The 15,535-nt window shown below is 52.4% G+C and carries 16 protein-coding genes; 9 read left to right on the top strand and 7 right to left on the bottom strand.

Annotated elements, in window-relative coordinates; all coding sequences use genetic code 11:
• Positions 1 to 80: 80 nt before the first annotated feature.
• The 3 genes from ACT3TR_RS08815 to argC form a co-directional block, all read right to left on the bottom strand.
• Positions 81 to 857 (bottom strand): transporter substrate-binding domain-containing protein, encoded by a 777-nt coding sequence (locus ACT3TR_RS08815; RefSeq protein WP_096276735.1) that lies wholly within the window; start codon positions 855 to 857, stop codon positions 81 to 83.
• Positions 858 to 1,005: 148 nt separating this feature from the next.
• Positions 1,006 to 1,359 carry an iron-sulfur cluster insertion protein ErpA gene (erpA, locus tag ACT3TR_RS08820; RefSeq protein WP_441672486.1) on the bottom strand — a complete coding sequence of 118 codons (354 nt, stop codon included), beginning with the start codon at positions 1,357 to 1,359 and terminating at the stop codon, positions 1,006 to 1,008.
• Between the two features lie 103 nt (positions 1,360 to 1,462).
• Positions 1,463 to 2,497 carry an N-acetyl-gamma-glutamyl-phosphate reductase gene (argC, locus tag ACT3TR_RS08825; protein ID WP_096276731.1) on the bottom strand — a complete coding sequence of 345 codons (1,035 nt, stop codon included), beginning with the start codon at positions 2,495 to 2,497 and terminating at the stop codon, positions 1,463 to 1,465.
• A 206-nt stretch (positions 2,498 to 2,703) separates the two neighbouring features.
• Between argC and ACT3TR_RS08830 the strand changes: the two genes are divergently transcribed.
• The 9 genes from ACT3TR_RS08830 (at position 2,704) to ACT3TR_RS08870 (ending at position 11,137) form a co-directional block, all read left to right on the top strand.
• Positions 2,704 to 4,533, top strand: coding sequence for a chloride channel protein (locus ACT3TR_RS08830; protein ID WP_441684357.1), 1,830 nt, complete (start codon positions 2,704 to 2,706; stop codon positions 4,531 to 4,533).
• Positions 4,533 to 4,964 carry a protoporphyrinogen oxidase HemJ gene (hemJ, locus tag ACT3TR_RS08835; protein WP_096276727.1) on the top strand — a complete coding sequence of 144 codons (432 nt, stop codon included), beginning with the start codon at positions 4,533 to 4,535 and terminating at the stop codon, positions 4,962 to 4,964. Before ACT3TR_RS08830 ends, hemJ begins: the two co-directional genes overlap by 1 nt.
• Entirely contained in the window at positions 4,964 to 5,773 is an 810-nt protein-coding gene (gene thiD, locus ACT3TR_RS08840) for a bifunctional hydroxymethylpyrimidine kinase/phosphomethylpyrimidine kinase (RefSeq protein WP_444624801.1), read from the top strand. The genes hemJ and thiD overlap by 1 nt, the downstream gene beginning before the upstream one ends.
• Before the next feature lie 36 nt (positions 5,774 to 5,809).
• Entirely contained in the window at positions 5,810 to 7,090 is a 1,281-nt protein-coding gene (hemL, locus tag ACT3TR_RS08845; RefSeq protein WP_096276723.1) for a glutamate-1-semialdehyde 2,1-aminomutase, read from the top strand.
• Between the two features lie 170 nt (positions 7,091 to 7,260).
• A complete protein-coding gene (locus ACT3TR_RS08850) occupies positions 7,261 to 7,530 on the top strand; it encodes a hypothetical protein (RefSeq protein ID WP_441684355.1) in 270 nt (89 codons plus the stop codon).
• A gap of 147 nt (positions 7,531 to 7,677) precedes the next feature.
• Positions 7,678 to 8,286: an RdgB/HAM1 family non-canonical purine NTP pyrophosphatase gene (gene rdgB / locus ACT3TR_RS08855; protein WP_441684354.1), complete on the top strand. Its 609-nt coding sequence runs from the start codon at positions 7,678 to 7,680 to the stop codon at positions 8,284 to 8,286.
• On the top strand, positions 8,279 to 9,463 hold the full coding sequence (gene hemW, locus ACT3TR_RS08860; RefSeq protein ID WP_444624800.1) for a radical SAM family heme chaperone HemW: 1,185 nt from the start codon (positions 8,279 to 8,281) through the stop codon (positions 9,461 to 9,463). Before rdgB ends, hemW begins: the two co-directional genes overlap by 8 nt.
• Positions 9,464 to 9,524: 61 nt before the next feature.
• The gene (locus ACT3TR_RS08865; RefSeq protein ID WP_444624799.1) at positions 9,525 to 10,205 is read left to right on the top strand and encodes an OmpA family protein; all 681 of its coding nucleotides are present in this window, start codon (positions 9,525 to 9,527) and stop codon (positions 10,203 to 10,205) included.
• An 89-nt stretch (positions 10,206 to 10,294) separates the two neighbouring features.
• Positions 10,295 to 11,137, top strand: coding sequence for a 23S rRNA (adenine(2030)-N(6))-methyltransferase RlmJ (locus tag ACT3TR_RS08870; RefSeq protein WP_444624798.1), 843 nt, complete (start codon positions 10,295 to 10,297; stop codon positions 11,135 to 11,137).
• Between the two features lie 9 nt (positions 11,138 to 11,146).
• Here ACT3TR_RS08870 and mnmE read toward each other — a convergent pair whose 3' ends face one another.
• The 4 genes from mnmE to rpmH all read right to left on the bottom strand — a co-directional run bounded on the left by mnmE (position 11,147) and on the right by rpmH (position 15,021).
• On the bottom strand, positions 11,147 to 12,517 hold the full coding sequence (gene mnmE, locus ACT3TR_RS08875) for a tRNA uridine-5-carboxymethylaminomethyl(34) synthesis GTPase MnmE (protein WP_096276693.1): 1,371 nt from the start codon (positions 12,515 to 12,517) through the stop codon (positions 11,147 to 11,149).
• Positions 12,518 to 12,670: 153 nt separating this feature from the next.
• The gene (gene yidC, locus ACT3TR_RS08880; RefSeq protein ID WP_096276691.1) at positions 12,671 to 14,359 is read right to left on the bottom strand and encodes a membrane protein insertase YidC; all 1,689 of its coding nucleotides are present in this window, start codon (positions 14,357 to 14,359) and stop codon (positions 12,671 to 12,673) included.
• 121 nt (positions 14,360 to 14,480) lie between these two features.
• A complete protein-coding gene (rnpA, locus tag ACT3TR_RS08885; RefSeq protein WP_096276688.1) occupies positions 14,481 to 14,873 on the bottom strand; it encodes a ribonuclease P protein component in 393 nt (130 codons plus the stop codon).
• Between the two features lie 13 nt (positions 14,874 to 14,886).
• The gene (rpmH, locus tag ACT3TR_RS08890) at positions 14,887 to 15,021 is read right to left on the bottom strand and encodes a 50S ribosomal protein L34 (RefSeq protein ID WP_008959105.1); all 135 of its coding nucleotides are present in this window, start codon (positions 15,019 to 15,021) and stop codon (positions 14,887 to 14,889) included.
• Between the last annotated feature and the right edge of the window lie 514 nt (positions 15,022 to 15,535).

The following is a 15,535-nucleotide window of genomic DNA, read 5'->3' on the forward strand; positions in this document are numbered from 1 at the left end:
CACTTGAGAAACGCAGCAGGGCCGGGGGCTATGGCCACCCGGCCCTGTTATGATGCTATGCGGTTAGCGAGTCTTTAATCTCACTCTTCGCTGGGCGCTTCACCAAACCACTTTTGATAAATTTCATCGTAGGTACCGTCTTCTTTCATCGCGGCAAGCGCTTCATTGGTAGGTTCTACCCACTCGCTGCCTTTATGAAAAACGATACCGTACTGCTGACCTTCGTAAAGCGGTCCAACGACTTTCGTGCGCCCTTCACCACGGGTTTGTGAGAAGTAAGCAACGTTAGGCGCATCGTAGAACACCGCATCGACGTTACGGCCTAATAGCGCCATATACATATCACTCATAGCAGGGAAAGGAGTGATATCGGCATCTTCCCCTAGCTCAGCTTGTAGGAAGTCGTAGCTGGTGGAACCAATCCGCGTAGCGATAGGCAGTCCCGCGAGGTCTTCGATGCTTTCTACATCGTTGTTGTCAGCGCGAACAATAATCTGTAGACCTGAATCATAGTAAGGGTCTGAGAAGTCAACTATCTCAGCGCGCTCTGCAGTAATGGTCGTACCGGCGATGGCGATCTCTTGGCTGCCTGTTTGTACGGCCGGGATAATGCCAGCAAATTCCATTGTGGTGAGATTAACTTCAAAGCCTGCACGCTCAGCCACTTCGTTGATGATGTCCATATCAAAACCGGTCATTTCACCCGTTTCTTGATCCATCATCTCAAAAGGCACGAAGCTTGGGTCGGTCGCTACGTTTACTTTCGGTAAGTCAGCCATGGCAGCAGTGGTGCCGGCTAATCCAAGGGCTAGCACAAGCGTTGTTTTAGTGAGACTGAGTGGTAGCGCTACTTTCATAAGTTTCCCCGTGTTTTATGTGGCCTGTCATGGCTTTCCAAGCGATTTTTGTCGTTTGGAAAAGCCTTAAGGCTGTTATTGACCTATTAACCTTGGCGAGAAACCGACAAGGCGTCAAGTCACGGGGTGAGCTTTGAGCCAACGCTGTTTAGACCATAAAGGAAGCGCCACAGCCGCAGGTAGCGGTAGCGTTAGGGTTTTGCACGCGAAAACGAGCGCCTGCAAGCCCTTCTTCATAATCGACGGTGGAGCCGACTAAATATTGATAAGACAGCGGATCGACCACTAAGGAGGCATCTCCAAATGCGATGACGGTGTCATCCTCGGCAACGTTTTCAGCAAAATCGAAGCCGTACTGAAAACCAGAGCAGCCACCGCCGGTGACGTAGACGCGTAGCTTTAGAGATGGATTATTTTCTTCTGCAATCAGTGCATTAATGCGCTTGCGTGCACTATCAGACAGCAGTAATGGGGTCGGAACAAAGGCTTCTGCACCGCTCATGGGTACCTCCCGCGAGCTTAAAGAACGAATAAATCGGCATTGGGGGGTGATTATGGGTAATTCCCAGCAAATTGGTCAACTATTGCTGGGAATTAGTCGAACGTTAAGGCATCAGTGCAGGCGCTGTTAATCCCATGTTTTCATCAAAGCCAAACATTAAGTTAAGGTTCTGAATCGCTTGGCCTGAAGCACCTTTGACTAAATTATCAATCACCGATAGCACCACCACAGTATTGCCATTGCCAGGACGATGTACCGCTAGCCTGCAGGTGTTGATACCTTTGACACTGCGCGTTTCGGGATGGCTCCCGGCAGGCATGACATCAACGAACGGCTCGTCGGCGTAGCGCTGTTCAAACAGTGCCTGTAAATCGCCTGGCTCAGCGGTTAACTGGCCGTAAAGCGTGGCGTGAATACCGCGAATCATGGGCGTAAGGTGAGGTACAAACGTCAACCCGACCGAGGCATGACTAATATCCTTAAGGCCCTGGCTAATTTCCGGTAAATGGCGGTGACCCGACGCACCGTAAGCCTTCATTGATTCACTGGCTTCTGCGAGTAACGATCCCACTTTTGCGCCGCGGCCCGCGCCGGTAACGCCGGATTTACAGTCTGCAATCAGCTGTTGGGGATCAATCAAGCCCGCTTCCAATAGCGGTAGATAGCCTAACTGCACGGCCGTGGGGTAGCAGCCGGGTACCGCAATTAAGCGTGCGTCTTTAATTTTTTCGCGGTGCATTTCTGGCAGGCCGTAAATCGCCTCTCCCAGTAGCGCTGGCGCCCCGTGGGGCTGCTCGTACCAGCGGCTCCATTCATTGGCATCGCGTAGGCGAAAGTCAGCCGATAAATCGATGACGCGGGTGCCATTGTCGAGCAGTTCACCCGCTAGGGTGTGAGCAACGCCGTGGGGCGTGGCAAAAAATACCGCATCCATGGCGCCTAGCTGCTTGGCATCCGGCTCGCTAAATGCCAGCGTGTCGTAATGGCCGCGCAGATTAGGGTACATATCGCATACTTTGATGCCCGCCTCTGAGCGCGAGGTAATCGCGGCGACGTTGACGTGGGGGTGCTGGGCGAGCAGCCGCAGTAGCTCAACGCCGGTATAACCGGTACCGCCAACAATGCCGACCTTAATCACAAATAACTCCTTGCGGGTTTGCAAAACAGATTTTAGAAAAAAATGTAAATTACTTTTGACCTGAGTATTGATAGCAACAGCCTAAGCGGATTGCTGCGGGCTGTCTAAGCGTATCGGGCTATGATACACAAGAGGATGAAGACACAAGAACACTAAGACTAACCCAAGACATAGAGTACCAAGGCAAAAAAACAAGGAAGGTCGTCGTGGCGCGTTTTTCCCGTTCGGATTTTACTCTAGAGAGCTTTCGTCGCCAGTTGGCCAATGTCGATGCCCTTCCACAGCTTTGCTTGCTGGGGCTCGTCTCTGGGATTATTACCGGCGCGGTGATGGTGGCGTTTCGCCTGCTCTTGGAAACAGGCGCGGCGCTGTACATGACCGATGGCGACCCTGAAGCCTTTGAAAGCATGGCGCCTTGGCTGCGTACGCTGCTTCCACTCGTGGCGGTTACCTTAGTGGGTGTTTTGCTGTATCGGCAAAAGCCTGCCGCGCGCAAGCTAGGTGTTGGCCATGTAATTGAGCGGCTTTCCTACCATCAAGGTCGCTTTCCTCTGCGTAACTGGCTTAATCAATGGTGGGTCGGCGTCATTTCTGTGCTTGGCGGGCTATCCGCTGGCCGCGAAGGGCCTGCTATTCATTTAGGCGCCGCGGCAGCAAGTGGCTTAGGCCAACAGATGCGCTTACCCAATAATAGCTTAAGAGTTCTAGTAGCGTGCGGTACCGCTGCTGGCATTTCCGCTTCATTTAATACGCCTATCGCCGGGGTCATCTTCGCCATGGAAGTTGTCATGATGGAGTACACCCTGATGAGCTTTATGCCGGTCATTTTAGCCTCTACGATGGGCGCGCTGATGGCACAGCTTGCCTATGGGAATGAGCCGGCTTTTCGTATTCCAGAAGTAGTGCTTGGTTCGTTAATGAACCTTCCTTGGATTGTGCTCACCGGGCTATTTATCGGCTTGCTGGCGGGGCTATTTATTCATATTTCGCGCAGTCAGCGGATACAAGCCTGGCCGCTTTGGCTGCGTTTAGGGCTAGTCGGCGTAGCCACGGGTGCTGTTGCCTGGTGGTTTCCGCAAGTACAGGGCATTGGTTACGACAGCGTGGCGGCTGCGCTCAATAATCAGTTGGAAATTAAAGTCCTGCTGGCGCTAATGATAGCCAAGCTATTACTGACGGCGCTGACCGTTTCTGGTGGAGTGCCAATCGGTATTATCGGCCCCGTACTAGTCGTCGGCGCAGCGACAGGCGCGCTGTTTGGGCTGTTGGGCGGCTGGCTGTGGCCCGATAAAGCCGCTGACCCGGGTGTTTATGCCATGCTAGGCATGGCTGCGATGATGGGGGCGGTGTTGCAAGCGCCGCTGGCAGCGTTGATGGCGCTTTTGGAGCTGACGCATACGCCGAGTATTATGCTACCCGGCATGTTGGTGGTGGTCGTTGCGTGTCTCACCTCGCGTCAAATTACCGGCTGTGAAGGCTTTTTTATTAGCTCGGTACGCTATGGTTTGCACCCTTTGCAGCAACCACTGATGCAAGCGCTCTCAAGAGTATCAGTACCCGCCGTGATGGAACGCCAACTGGTGCGGACTGAGCGAATGATTACCTCTGATCAGGCGCGTTTGCTGCTCGAAACTAATCCGGTATGGCTGGTGATCGAGCGTTCAAGCGAGGAAAAACCGGTACTGGCGCTTAAAGCTGCAGAGCTTGCACGCTGGTTGCTCGAACATGATGAAGCGCTTAGCGATCAACCACCGCCGGACGATGAGTTGATTGATTTGTTAGAAATCCCCGGGCAGCGCTTAGAATTGGCGCCGATTGGACTGCAGGCAACGCTTTCTGAAGCCTTTCTAAAACTTCAAGATAATGCGCTAGGGGCACTGTATGTCGTTCATGGTTATCGCCCTAAGCAGCAACGGATTTCAGGTATTATTACCCGTGGTGCTATCGAACGTTATTATCACTACTCAGAGCCCCGCGGTGCTGACCCCCGTGAAAACGATTTACAAGAGAAAGATTCATCAGTTAAGGAGCGATAATGTATCTATGGGTGAAGGCTATTCACTTAATGGCCGTGGTGACCTGGTTTGCTGCACTGTTCTATTTGCCTAGGCTGTACGTGTATCACGCTACCGCACGGGATAATGGCGATGACCAGGCAATGAGCTATTTTAAAACCATGGAACGCAAGCTTTACCGCGGCATCATGACGCCGTCTATGATTGTGGTGTTAGTGTTTGGCGGTTGGATGCTTTACTTGGTGCCGGCATGGTTTAGCCAAGGGTGGATGCACGCTAAGCTGGCCTTAATAGTGGTTCTAATTGCCTATCATCACGTTTGTTTGATTTATTTAAAGCAGTTCGCTCAGAATCGCTGTACCAAAAGCCATGTGTTTTTTCGCTGGTTTAACGAAGCGCCCGTCATTGTGCTTATCGCGGTTGTGTTACTCGCGGTTGTGAAACCCTTTTGATGCGCCAACCGCTTCCTCCCGTTGTTTTGGTGCTGGCTGGACATGACCCGACTGGCGGTGCGGGTTTAATTGCTGACAGCGAAGCTATTTCGGCATGCGGTGGTTGGGCTGTCACTATTCCCACCGCGCTGACGATACAAAATTGTCATAATGTGACTAGGGTGATACCTGCTGACTCTAACGCAATGCGTCAAATGGCCGAGGCGATGAGCGAGATGCAGGTCGCGGCCATTAAGATTGGCTTGCTTGCCGATGAAGCCACGCTGCGTGCGGCGGAGCAAATTATCCGACGGTTTCCGGGCATTCCCGTGGTCGCCGATCCGGTATTTAGAGCAGGCGGCGGAACTGAGTTATCCACACCCGATTTACGGCAGCTATTTATTGATTGCGTGCTACCGCTTGTGGATATCTTAACGCCCAATCGCGCGGAGCTCGCTCAGTTAACGCCGGGTATCGCCACCCCTTACGACGATACCTCGCGTGCAGTGGCGCTGATGTCTCAAGGGTGCCAGGCAATTTTAGTAACGGCCACCGATGAACCATTACCGGGCAACGATCACCAGGTAGTCCACACATTGCATTCGCCAGAGACCACTCGCCAATGGCAGTGGCCGCGGCTGCCCGAACAGTTTCACGGCTCCGGTTGCACGCTTGCTTCAGCTATTGCCGCACGATTGGCTGTGGGTGAGCGCTTACCAACTGCCTGTGAGCAAGCTCAGCACTTTACTTGGGAAAGCTTGTCTCAAGGCTTTCAGCCACCCAGTGGCCAGTGCTTGCCTAACCGCTTTTCACAGGCTGTCCGCTTTTGATCCTATCTTCTGTACGCCTTTTATTTAGAGGATGTCATGACCACATCAGCTGAACTATTCGATCTAGCGAGCCGGCATATTCCTGGCGGCGTAAATTCGCCTGTCCGGGCATTTAAAGGTTTGCACCGTCCGCCGGTTTTTATGGAGCGCGCTCAGGGCGCCTTCCTGTTTGACGTTGAAGGGAACCGCTATGTGGATTACGTGGGCTCCTGGGGACCAATGATCACAGGCCATGCCGATCAAGACGTACTGGCAGCCGTTCGAGCTCGTTTGGATAATGGCCTTTCGTTTGGCACCCCGACGGCGGTAGAAACCACCATGGCGGACCTCATCTGCGAGATGATTCCCTCTATGGATATGGTGCGTATGACTAGCTCTGGCACCGAAGCCACTATGTCGGCTATTCGCTTGGCGCGGGGCACCACCGGGCGCGATAAGATTGTTAAGTTTGAAGGTAATTATCATGGTCACTCGGACTCGCTGCTGGTAAAAGCCGGCTCAGGGGCACTTACCCACGGTGAACCTAGCTCACCAGGCGTACCTGCTTCACTGGCGGAGCATACGATCACTCTGTCGTATAACGACCCTGAAGGGGTTGAGGCGTGCTTTGCTGAGATTGGCGATCAGATTGCCTGCATAATCGTTGAGCCAGTGGCTGGCAACATGAACTGTATTCCACCCCAGCCAGGCTTCTTAGAAACACTGCGAAGAGTATGCAATGAACACGCTAGCGTGCTGATTTTTGATGAAGTGATGACAGGTTTTCGTGTGGCACTGGGCGGTGCACAGGCACACTATGGCATTACCCCGGATCTGACCTGCCTGGGTAAAATTGTCGGTGGCGGCATGCCGGTGGGCGCATTTGGTGGCAAGCGCGAGATTATGCAGAATATTTCTCCCATGGGTCCTATATATCAGGCAGGCACGCTGTCCGGTAATCCACTGGCGATGGCGGCGGGAATAGCTCTACTGACGAAGCTTCAGGTACCGGGTTTTCACGATGCGTTAACCCAGCGGGTGAACACATTGTGTCAGGGGCTGCAAGAGCGCGCCAACGCTGCACGTGTACCAATGATGACGCAATCAGCTGGCGGTATGTTTGGTCTCTTCTTTACCTCTCAACGTCGTGTGGATAACTTTGCCCAAGCCACGGCATGTAATCCAGATGCGTTCCGCCGCTTCTTTGGCGCGATGCTAGATCACGGTGTTTATCTGGCCCCTTCTGCCTATGAAGCGGGTTTTATGTCGAGTGCTCATACCCCGGAAGATATCCAGTTCACCCTGGATGCAGCAGAGAAAGCCTTTGCAGTTATGTAACGGCAAGTAACGTAAAGCTCGCTATACCACAAGAGCCGCTCATTACGAGCGGCTCTTGTGGTAAACGAGGTATCACAATGCAACGACCAACGGCTTGGCGATATGCGATGTGTGCGGCGGGGCTAATAGCATGCGCCCCACTGCTGGCGTAGTCGTCTCAAGAGCAGACTATGAATGAGATCCATATCAGCATGAGCGGCTCTCCAGGCGCAGAGTTTTCAGCCCACTGGCGTATTACCCATGAGGGCGAAACGACGGAGCATGTCGAAGAGCGTGGGACCGTACCTGCCGAGTACACGTTTATCGGTACTGAACTGGAAGGTGCCGTTAAACTGTTGAGTGATGATGAGCAACTGGACGTCGACATTCAAAAAGGCACTAACCGTACTCGTTCTTCTACCCAAGGGGTGGGAGGCACGTTAACGCTCGTGATGCGGTAGGGATATCTAAATATCACCGTATTAATTTATCTTAAATTAGCGTGTTCTAACCTATCTTTTTCTAAGATACGTTCAGTAACATTTTGCTGGCTTTTGATACGGCGGATGAGCGCGTAAACTGACGCTCTAATGTCTGGAGTGTTTGTCATGTCAGCAGCCAATACCCTTGTTCTGGCGAGTGGAAATAGCGGAAAGTTAAGAGAATTCAATCAATTACTTTCACCTTTAGGCTTTGATGTTCGCCCTCAAGCAGATTTTGGGGTTATTGATGTCGAAGAGACAGGGTTAACATTCGTAGAAAATGCCCTGCTCAAAGCCCGTGAAGCGAGCCTTATTAGTGGTTTGCCTGCGCTATCGGACGATTCTGGCCTCGAAGTGGACGCATTGAATGGTGCGCCGGGTATCTATTCCGCGCGCTATGGCGGCGAGCCAAAAAGTGATCAAAAAAATAATGAGACGTTATTAGCCGCGTTAAACGATTGTGCGGAAGGTCAGCGCAGCGGGCGCTATTGGTGCGTACTGGTTTACTTGCGCCATCCTAAAGATCCGGTTCCGGTGATCGTACAGCGCAGTTGGGAAGGTGAAATTCTTGCTCATCCGCGGGGCCAGGAGGGGTTCGGCTATGATCCCCTTTTCTGGCTACCGGATCAGGGAATGAGTGTTGCCGAGCTGCCCAGCGAAACTAAAAATCGCCTTAGCCACCGAGGCCGCGCGCTTCAGGGCTTGGTGGAGTTGCTGCAGGTGGCGCATGGCTGACACGCTGCCGCCGCTATCGCTTTATATCCACACCCCTTGGTGCGTACGTAAATGCCCCTATTGTGATTTCAATTCCCATGAGCCAGGTTCGCACGGCTTTACGCCGAAAGCGTTGCCTGAAGATGCTTATCTTAAGGCGCTGTTACAAGATCTGGATGGCGACCTTGCATTAGCCGCTGAGCGGGAAATACAGACTATTTTTATTGGCGGTGGTACGCCGAGCCTGCTTTCGCCACTGTTTTATGATCGTTTACTGACAGAAATCAAGCGCCGGCTGCCTTTTGCTGACGATATTGAAATTACCTTAGAGGCCAACCCAGGCACTACCGAGCAAGAACGTTTCACTGGCTATCGTAATGCGGGTATTAACCGCTTATCGCTGGGTATTCAGAGCTTCCAGCCCGCCCAATTACATGCTCTTGGGCGCATTCATAGCGGCCAAGAAGCCGTGACAGCGGTTACCCAAGCGCGGCACGCTGGATTTACCAATATCAATATTGACCTCATGCACGGTTTGCCAGAGCAAACGCCTGAGCTTGCAATGGATGATATTGAGCAAGCCTTGGCGCTAGCCCCACAGCATCTTTCTTGGTATCAACTGACTCTAGAACCGAATACCGCCTTTCATTCTAATCCCCCGTTATTACCGGAAGAGGAGGCGCTTTGGGATATTCAGGACACAGGGCACCAGCGTTTAGAGCAGGCAGGATTTGAACGTTACGAGATTTCGGCTTACGCCACTGCTAATCATCAAAGTCGTCATAATCTTAATTATTGGCAGTTTGGTGATTATTTAGGCATTGGTGCAGGCGCCCATGGCAAGCTTAGCCACATTGATCAAGATAAACAGTGGAATATCGAGCGGCGCTGGAAAACTCGCCAGCCTGATGCCTACCTTAAACGTATGGACGATTTGCGCGGTTTTGTGGCAGGCAAGCAGTTAATAACAGCAGATGAACTGCCCTTGGAGTTTGCCATGAACGCTTTACGGCTGACGGAGGGTGTTACGCTGGGTACGTGGACAGCTAACACAGGGCAGTCACATACTTTGTTACTGGAGCGTTTACAGTCCGCCGATAAAAAAGGACTTTTGATGCAAATGCCTGAAAAACTGCGTGCATCGCCTCAAGGTCTATTATTCTTGAATGAGTTGCTGGCATTAATTGGCGATGATTGATAAGTAATAAACCAACTATCTTTTAAGAAACAAACGATTGAAGATAAATAAGGAGTGAGTGATGCGTATTTCTCGACTACTGACACCGTTGGCCGCTGCTATTTTAGTCGCAGGTTGTGCCACCTCTGACCCCTACGGTGGCCAAACGCAGCGCTCTAGCACCGCTATGGGTTCGGGCATTGGTGCCGCAATTGGTGCCGCTGCGGGTGCGCTGTCGGGCGATGGCAGTACTAGCCGTCGCGACCGTGCGTTGATTGGTGCTGCCGTCGGCGCTGCCGCAGGTGCTGGCGTTGGTGTCTATATGGACCGCCAAGAGCAGCAGCTGCGTGACAACTTGCAAGGTTCACGTATTGAGATTGATCGCCGCGGTGACGATATCGTCCTCAATATGCCAAGCGGTGTTACGTTTGGTTTTGACTCGGCCGACCTTACCAGTGAAGCACGCAGCGCCCTGAACGAAGTCGCTAGCGTATTGACGCAGTACCAAGACACTCGCGTTAACATTGCTGGTCATACCGATAGCACCGGCGATGCAAGCTATAACCAGCGCCTGTCTGAACGCCGCGCCCATGCTGTCGGCAGTTACTTAACCCAGAACGGCGTCGGCTCTATGCGCCTCAATACATCCGGGTATGGTGCAACTCAGCCAATCGCTAGTAACGACAATGAACAGGGCCGTGCCCAGAACCGTCGCGTCGAAATCACGTTGACCCCCACCGGTGATGGTCAGGGCCAGCGTTAGTAAGCGCGAGTCGCTTAACTACTTATTGCCGCTGATAGCCCGCTATGCTCACATAGCGGGCTTTTTTATTCATCTGCTGACGAGTCCCCATGCTGTCATATCAACATGCCTACCATGCCGGTAACTTTGCCGATGTTCATAAGCATCTTACTCTGTATGCGGTGACCGATTATTTATTACGTAAAGAATCTGCCGTTACATATGTTGACACTCATGCAGGCCGCGGCCTTTATCCCCTCAGTGGGCAAGAGAGCCAACGCTTGCAAGAGTACCGCGAGGGTATTTGGCCACTTTGGCAGCGGCCTAAGTCCAGTGACCCGCTCTTGGGCGCATGGAAAGAGGCGCTGAGAAGTGCCCAGCCGGACGCAGCCACGTTAACGCATTATCCGGGTTCACCCTGGTGGATGAGTAATGTGCTACGTGAGCAGGATAAGCTGCGTCTGTTTGAACTCCATCCCGGAGAGCACAAGCAGCTTAATGCCCAGGTATTATCGCCTAACGCACAGCGCGTTTTTGGTGATGGTCTAGTGGGATTAACAGATATGCTGCCGGTGAGAACGCCGCGACTGTGCGTGCTTATCGACCCAAGCTATGAGCGCAAAGTGGAGTATCAAGAGGTCGCTGAGACGGTGGTACACGCCTTGGAAAAAGTGCGCCATGGCGTGATATTAATCTGGTATCCATTGCTACCGGCAGGCCACCATCACGCGTTACTAGATACGCTAAAGGCGCGTGGAGTGCGCAAAATCTGGCGCAGCGAGCTGCTATTGAGCGCCCCAGCCGAGCAAGCTCACGGTATGTATGGCAGTGGCATGCTAGTGATTAATCCACCCTGGGGATTAGATCAGCAGCTAGCGGCGGCAATGGCGGAGATAACGCCGCTACTAGGCTCCAGCAGCCGCTATAAGGCAGATTGGTGGGTACAAGAGTAGCTGCCTTTGCTATTTACCGATACAGAAGCTGCCGAAAATCTCGCCGAGTAGGTCATCGGCGCTGAATTCGCCGGTGATCTCGCCTAATGCCTGCTGGGCGTCACGTAAGTCTTCAGCCAGCAGCTCTCCTGCACCATAGCCATCAAGCTGAGCACGGCCGGTATCGAGCGCTGTCATGGCGCGGTCAAGCGCATCCAGGTGCCGTCGACGAGCAGAAAAGCGACCTTCGGTGGTAGCGGCAAAGCCCATTACCTCCTTCAAGTGCGCCTTTAAGTTATCCACACCCACCCCCGTTTTGACAGATAGCCGCACGATTGGTGTGCCTGTGGATAGGTCTAAACACGGCTGCTCAGCGCTGGTGTCTATCTTATTACGGACTAAGGTTAGGCGCTGCTGATCCGGTAGGCGTGCCACGAACTCTGGCCAAATCTCCATTGGATCGATTGAATCGGTGGTCGTGGCATCGACTAGCAGCAGCACCCGGTCAGCCTTTTCTATTTCGTCCCAGGCGCGAGCGACGCCGATTTTTTCAACCGCATCGGGGGTATCGCGTAGCCCGGCCGTATCGATGATATGCAGCGGCATGCCATCGATATGAATATGCTCACGCAGCACGTCGCGGGTCGTTCCGGCGATATCGGTAACGATGGCGGTATCCTGCTCGGTAAGCGCATTAAGTAGGCTGGATTTGCCGGCATTAGGACGTCCTGCGATCACCACACTCATACCTTCGCGCAACAGCGCACCTTGCCCCGCGGCTTGACGCACATCGCTAAGCGCCTGCTGTACGCTGCTTAAATGTTGTGCCACATGGCCATCGGCAAGAAAATCGATTTCTTCTTCTGGAAAATCAATGGCCGCTTCGACATAAACACGTAGCTCGATAAGGCGCTCCACTAGCGCGGAGATCCGCTTTGAAAACTCGCCTTGCAGCGAGCGAACGGCGTTTTCTGCCGCCGAGCGTGAGGTTGCATCAATCAGATCGGCAATGGCTTCTGCTTGGGCAAGATCCAGCTTATCGTTCAAAAAAGCCCGTTCGGAAAACTCACCTGGTCGCGCTAAACGAGCACCTAATGCTATGCAACGTTCCAGCAGCATATCCATGATAATCGGGCCGCCGTGCCCCTGAAGCTCGAGTACGTCTTCACCGGTAAAAGAATAAGGGCCATTAAAAAGTAGCGCGATACCTTCATCAATAGTGCCTTCAGCGCCCTGAAAGGGGCCGTAATGGGCGTACCTTGGTGCTGGGCAGTGCCCAATCATAGCTTGGGCGATCTCGCGGCAGGCGGGGCCGGAGACTCGTATAATACCGACGCCACCGCGTCCAGGAGGAGTCGCCAGTGCCGTGATGGTGTCAGGAGTGTAGAGGCGTTCGGCCATGGTGGCTCTCTTTAACAGTGGGCTGAAATAATAATGGATCGTTCCAGTATTGATCACAACTAGTGTGAATTTATTGGTCTTAAAACGCCAGACCCCCGCACGGGGCGGGGGTCTGAAGGCGCAGATTACAGCGGTAAATCACTGTCTCTTTAACTACTTAGTTCTCATGCCTTTGCCGATACTCGGGTCATTTTCGATTTTGCGCGTAATGTAGTACTGCTGCGCCACCGAAATGATGTTGTTGACCACCCAGTAGATGACCAGACCCGCTGGGAACCACAGGAAGAAGAAGGTAAAGATGATGGGTAGCATCTTCATAATCTTCGCCTGCATGGGGTCCGGAGGCGTCGGGTTCAACATCTGCTGAACGAACATCGAGATGCCCATAATGATCGGCAGGATGAAGTAAGGATCCTTCATCGATAGATCTTGAATCCAGAACATAAACGGCGCATGGCGCAATTCAACCGATTCTAGCAGCATCCAGTAAAGAGCGATGAAGACCGGCATCTGGATCACGATAGGCAAACAGCCGCCCAGCGGATTGATCTTCTCTTTCTGATAGAACTTCATCATCTCTTGAGACATTTTTTGACGATCGTCGCCATACATCTCTTTTAGACGCTGCATTTCCGGACCAAGCTTACGCATCCGGCCCATAGACTTGTAAGCCTTGGCAGACAGCGGGAACAGCACGGTCTTAACCAGCACGGTTAGCAGAACAATCGACCAACCCCAGTTACCAACGATTTCATGGATATGATCCAGCAGCCAGAACAGCGGGTTAGCGATAAACCAAAGCCAGCCATAATCCACGGTTAATTGCAGGTTGGGAGCGACCTGTTCTAGGTAGTCCTGAACCTTCGGTCCCATGTACAGCGTTGCGCCCAGAGTAGCTTCACCCTCTGCTGCAATGTTGCTTGTGGGGCCGGCAAAGGCGACGACGTTACGATTACTGGAATCGCTGGTGACGTAAAACAGGTTCTGCTGATCCTGCTGCGGTGCCCATGCGGATACAAAGTAGTGCTGAATAATAGCAATCCAGCCACCCTGCGCTTCACGGTTTTCAAACTCACGATTTTGAATATCTTCAAAATTGATTTTCTCGTAGCGAGCATCTGGCGTTGAGTAAGCTGCGCCCAAGTAGGACTTCATACCCATTGAGACGCCGCTGGAAGGGTCGGGGCTATTATCTCGTGCCAACTGACCAATAAACCGCGCAGTAACGGGCGCATCGGTATTGTTAGCTAGGTAGTAATTGACGTTGACCGCATAGCTGCCGCGGTCAAAGGTAAGGCGTTTAATGATCTCAACGCCGTTAACGTCAGCGGTTAGATTAACGCTTAGCTCATCATCGTTATCGCCTAAACGATACTCAGAATTTTCGGGAGTGAACGCGATGCGGCTAGCTTGACCGTCGAGCTGCAGCCCTGAGCGTGCGACATAGCTACGGCTGTTGTTATCCGATAGCAGCACGTAGTTGCGCTCTGAATCGAGTGATTGCTTGTGCTGTGGTAAAGCAGCATAAACAATATCGCCACCGTGGGGATCGATACGCACATCAAGAACGTCGGTCGTGACGGCAATAAAATCGCGGCTTGATGACTCGCTTTCAGTACTGCTCGCGATTCCTTCTCCAACCGGGTCTTGCTGCGGAGAACTGCTGGGAACGGCTAAGCCATCGTCAGTTTCGACATTGCTAGGCACCGCCGAGTTGCTGCGTTGCGTCATTTCAGGAGCCGAATCATAATTTGGCTGCCCGTAATCCTGATTCCACTGGACGACTAACAAATAGGCTAGTACGGCTAGTGGAATCAGTAATAAAAGTCGTTTTACGTCCATGAGGGTTCTGCCCGCTGGGTGGTGAATATACTAGTGGCGCAGTGTCATTTACTTGCCCCTTGACACACGAAAGCCTGCCGGGGGGCAGGCCGAGGTCGAGCGGCGAAGTGTGCACCAAATGTCACGTGTTACGCTCTGGCGTTGGTTCTGCTATCACCGCCTGCGCGTCACGCTGGAGTCGCTTCCACATGCCGTATAACTGGCGATGTAAGGTGTCGTTATCGATATCCTGCACACCCCGCCGCGCAAGAACCACAATATCCACAGAGGGTAAATGGTCTTGGCGAAGGCGTACGGATTCTCGTACGAGACGCTTGAAACGGTTGCGGTCTACGGCGCGTTTAACATTTTTTTTGCTAACTATCAGTCCAAGGCGAGGGTAACCCCGAGTACTAAAGCGAACTAACGCCATCATACCTTTGCCATGCACTTTTAAGTCGGCTTGTTCAAACACGTGACTGAAGTCCCCAGCATTTAGTAACCGTAATTGCCGGGGAAAGCCTTGCTGCGGCACACGCAATCCGAAATCAGGCGCTCAGACGCTTGCGGCCTTTGGCACGGCGGCGTGCTAGGACGGCGCGACCGTTTTTGGTTGCCATACGAGCACGGAAGCCATGCGCGCGCTTGCGCTTGAGAACGCTAGGTTGAAAAGTGCGTTTCATAACTCGTTATTCCCACGTGGTTTAGGACGGAAAGTGAATTCCAAAAAGCCCGGTCCAGTGAGGAACTAGCCGGGGAGATTCAATTCAAGACCGGAAATTGTAGAGACTTCCTACGCCGGGTGCAATTTTTCCTTGCATAAAAAGCCTTGCAGAGGGATTGCAGCGCTGCTTTTGGGATATTGTTGGGCAATCGACGCTACCACTATTATTACTAGTTAGTAGTTCTAAACCTGTTGTTATTAATAGTGGGGATACTATTTGTGGATAAGTGATTTTAATATCCATATTTCAGTAAGTTATAATGATAAAAAATCTGTGTGTAAGTGTCGTATAAGCGGTCTAAAACATGTTGGTTAGATGTTTATAACCTTTAAGAAAACGTTATTATTCATATTTATCCCCCTTTCCTCCCGAGGTTGTCCCGCAGGCTTATTGCAAGTTGTCCACAGGCCAATATGGGTTCCTAAACCCATGTGGATAACCGGAGCTTTGAGCGCTACAATGGTCGGCCGTT

This window comes from Halomonas sp. AOP12-B1-6 (genome assembly GCF_052379225.1).
In the GTDB taxonomy this organism is placed as follows: Bacteria; Pseudomonadota; Gammaproteobacteria; order Pseudomonadales; family Halomonadaceae; genus Vreelandella; species Vreelandella casei.

Excerpts from the sequence above, each read along its gene's own strand:
- ACT3TR_RS08815 (WP_096276735.1), bottom strand. The coding sequence starts at position 857 with ATGAAAGTAGCGCTACCACTCAGTCTCACTAAAACAACGCTTGTGCTA.
- erpA (WP_441672486.1), bottom strand. The coding sequence starts at position 1,359 with ATGAGCGGTGCAGAAGCCTTTGTTCCGACCCCATTACTGCTGTCTGAT.
- hemJ (WP_096276727.1), top strand. The coding sequence starts at position 4,533 with ATGTATCTATGGGTGAAGGCTATTCACTTAATGGCCGTGGTGACCTGG.
- thiD (WP_444624801.1), top strand. The coding sequence starts at position 4,964 with ATGCGCCAACCGCTTCCTCCCGTTGTTTTGGTGCTGGCTGGACATGAC.
- hemL (WP_096276723.1), top strand. The coding sequence starts at position 5,810 with ATGACCACATCAGCTGAACTATTCGATCTAGCGAGCCGGCATATTCCT.
- ACT3TR_RS08850 (WP_441684355.1), top strand. The coding sequence starts at position 7,261 with ATGAATGAGATCCATATCAGCATGAGCGGCTCTCCAGGCGCAGAGTTT.
- rdgB (WP_441684354.1), top strand. The coding sequence starts at position 7,678 with ATGTCAGCAGCCAATACCCTTGTTCTGGCGAGTGGAAATAGCGGAAAG.
- hemW (WP_444624800.1), top strand. The coding sequence starts at position 8,279 with ATGGCTGACACGCTGCCGCCGCTATCGCTTTATATCCACACCCCTTGG.
- ACT3TR_RS08865 (WP_444624799.1), top strand. The coding sequence starts at position 9,525 with ATGCGTATTTCTCGACTACTGACACCGTTGGCCGCTGCTATTTTAGTC.
- ACT3TR_RS08870 (WP_444624798.1), top strand. The coding sequence starts at position 10,295 with ATGCTGTCATATCAACATGCCTACCATGCCGGTAACTTTGCCGATGTT.
- mnmE (WP_096276693.1), bottom strand. The coding sequence starts at position 12,517 with ATGGCCGAACGCCTCTACACTCCTGACACCATCACGGCACTGGCGACT.
- yidC (WP_096276691.1), bottom strand. The coding sequence starts at position 14,359 with ATGGACGTAAAACGACTTTTATTACTGATTCCACTAGCCGTACTAGCC.
- rpmH (WP_008959105.1), bottom strand. The coding sequence starts at position 15,021 with ATGAAACGCACTTTTCAACCTAGCGTTCTCAAGCGCAAGCGCGCGCAT.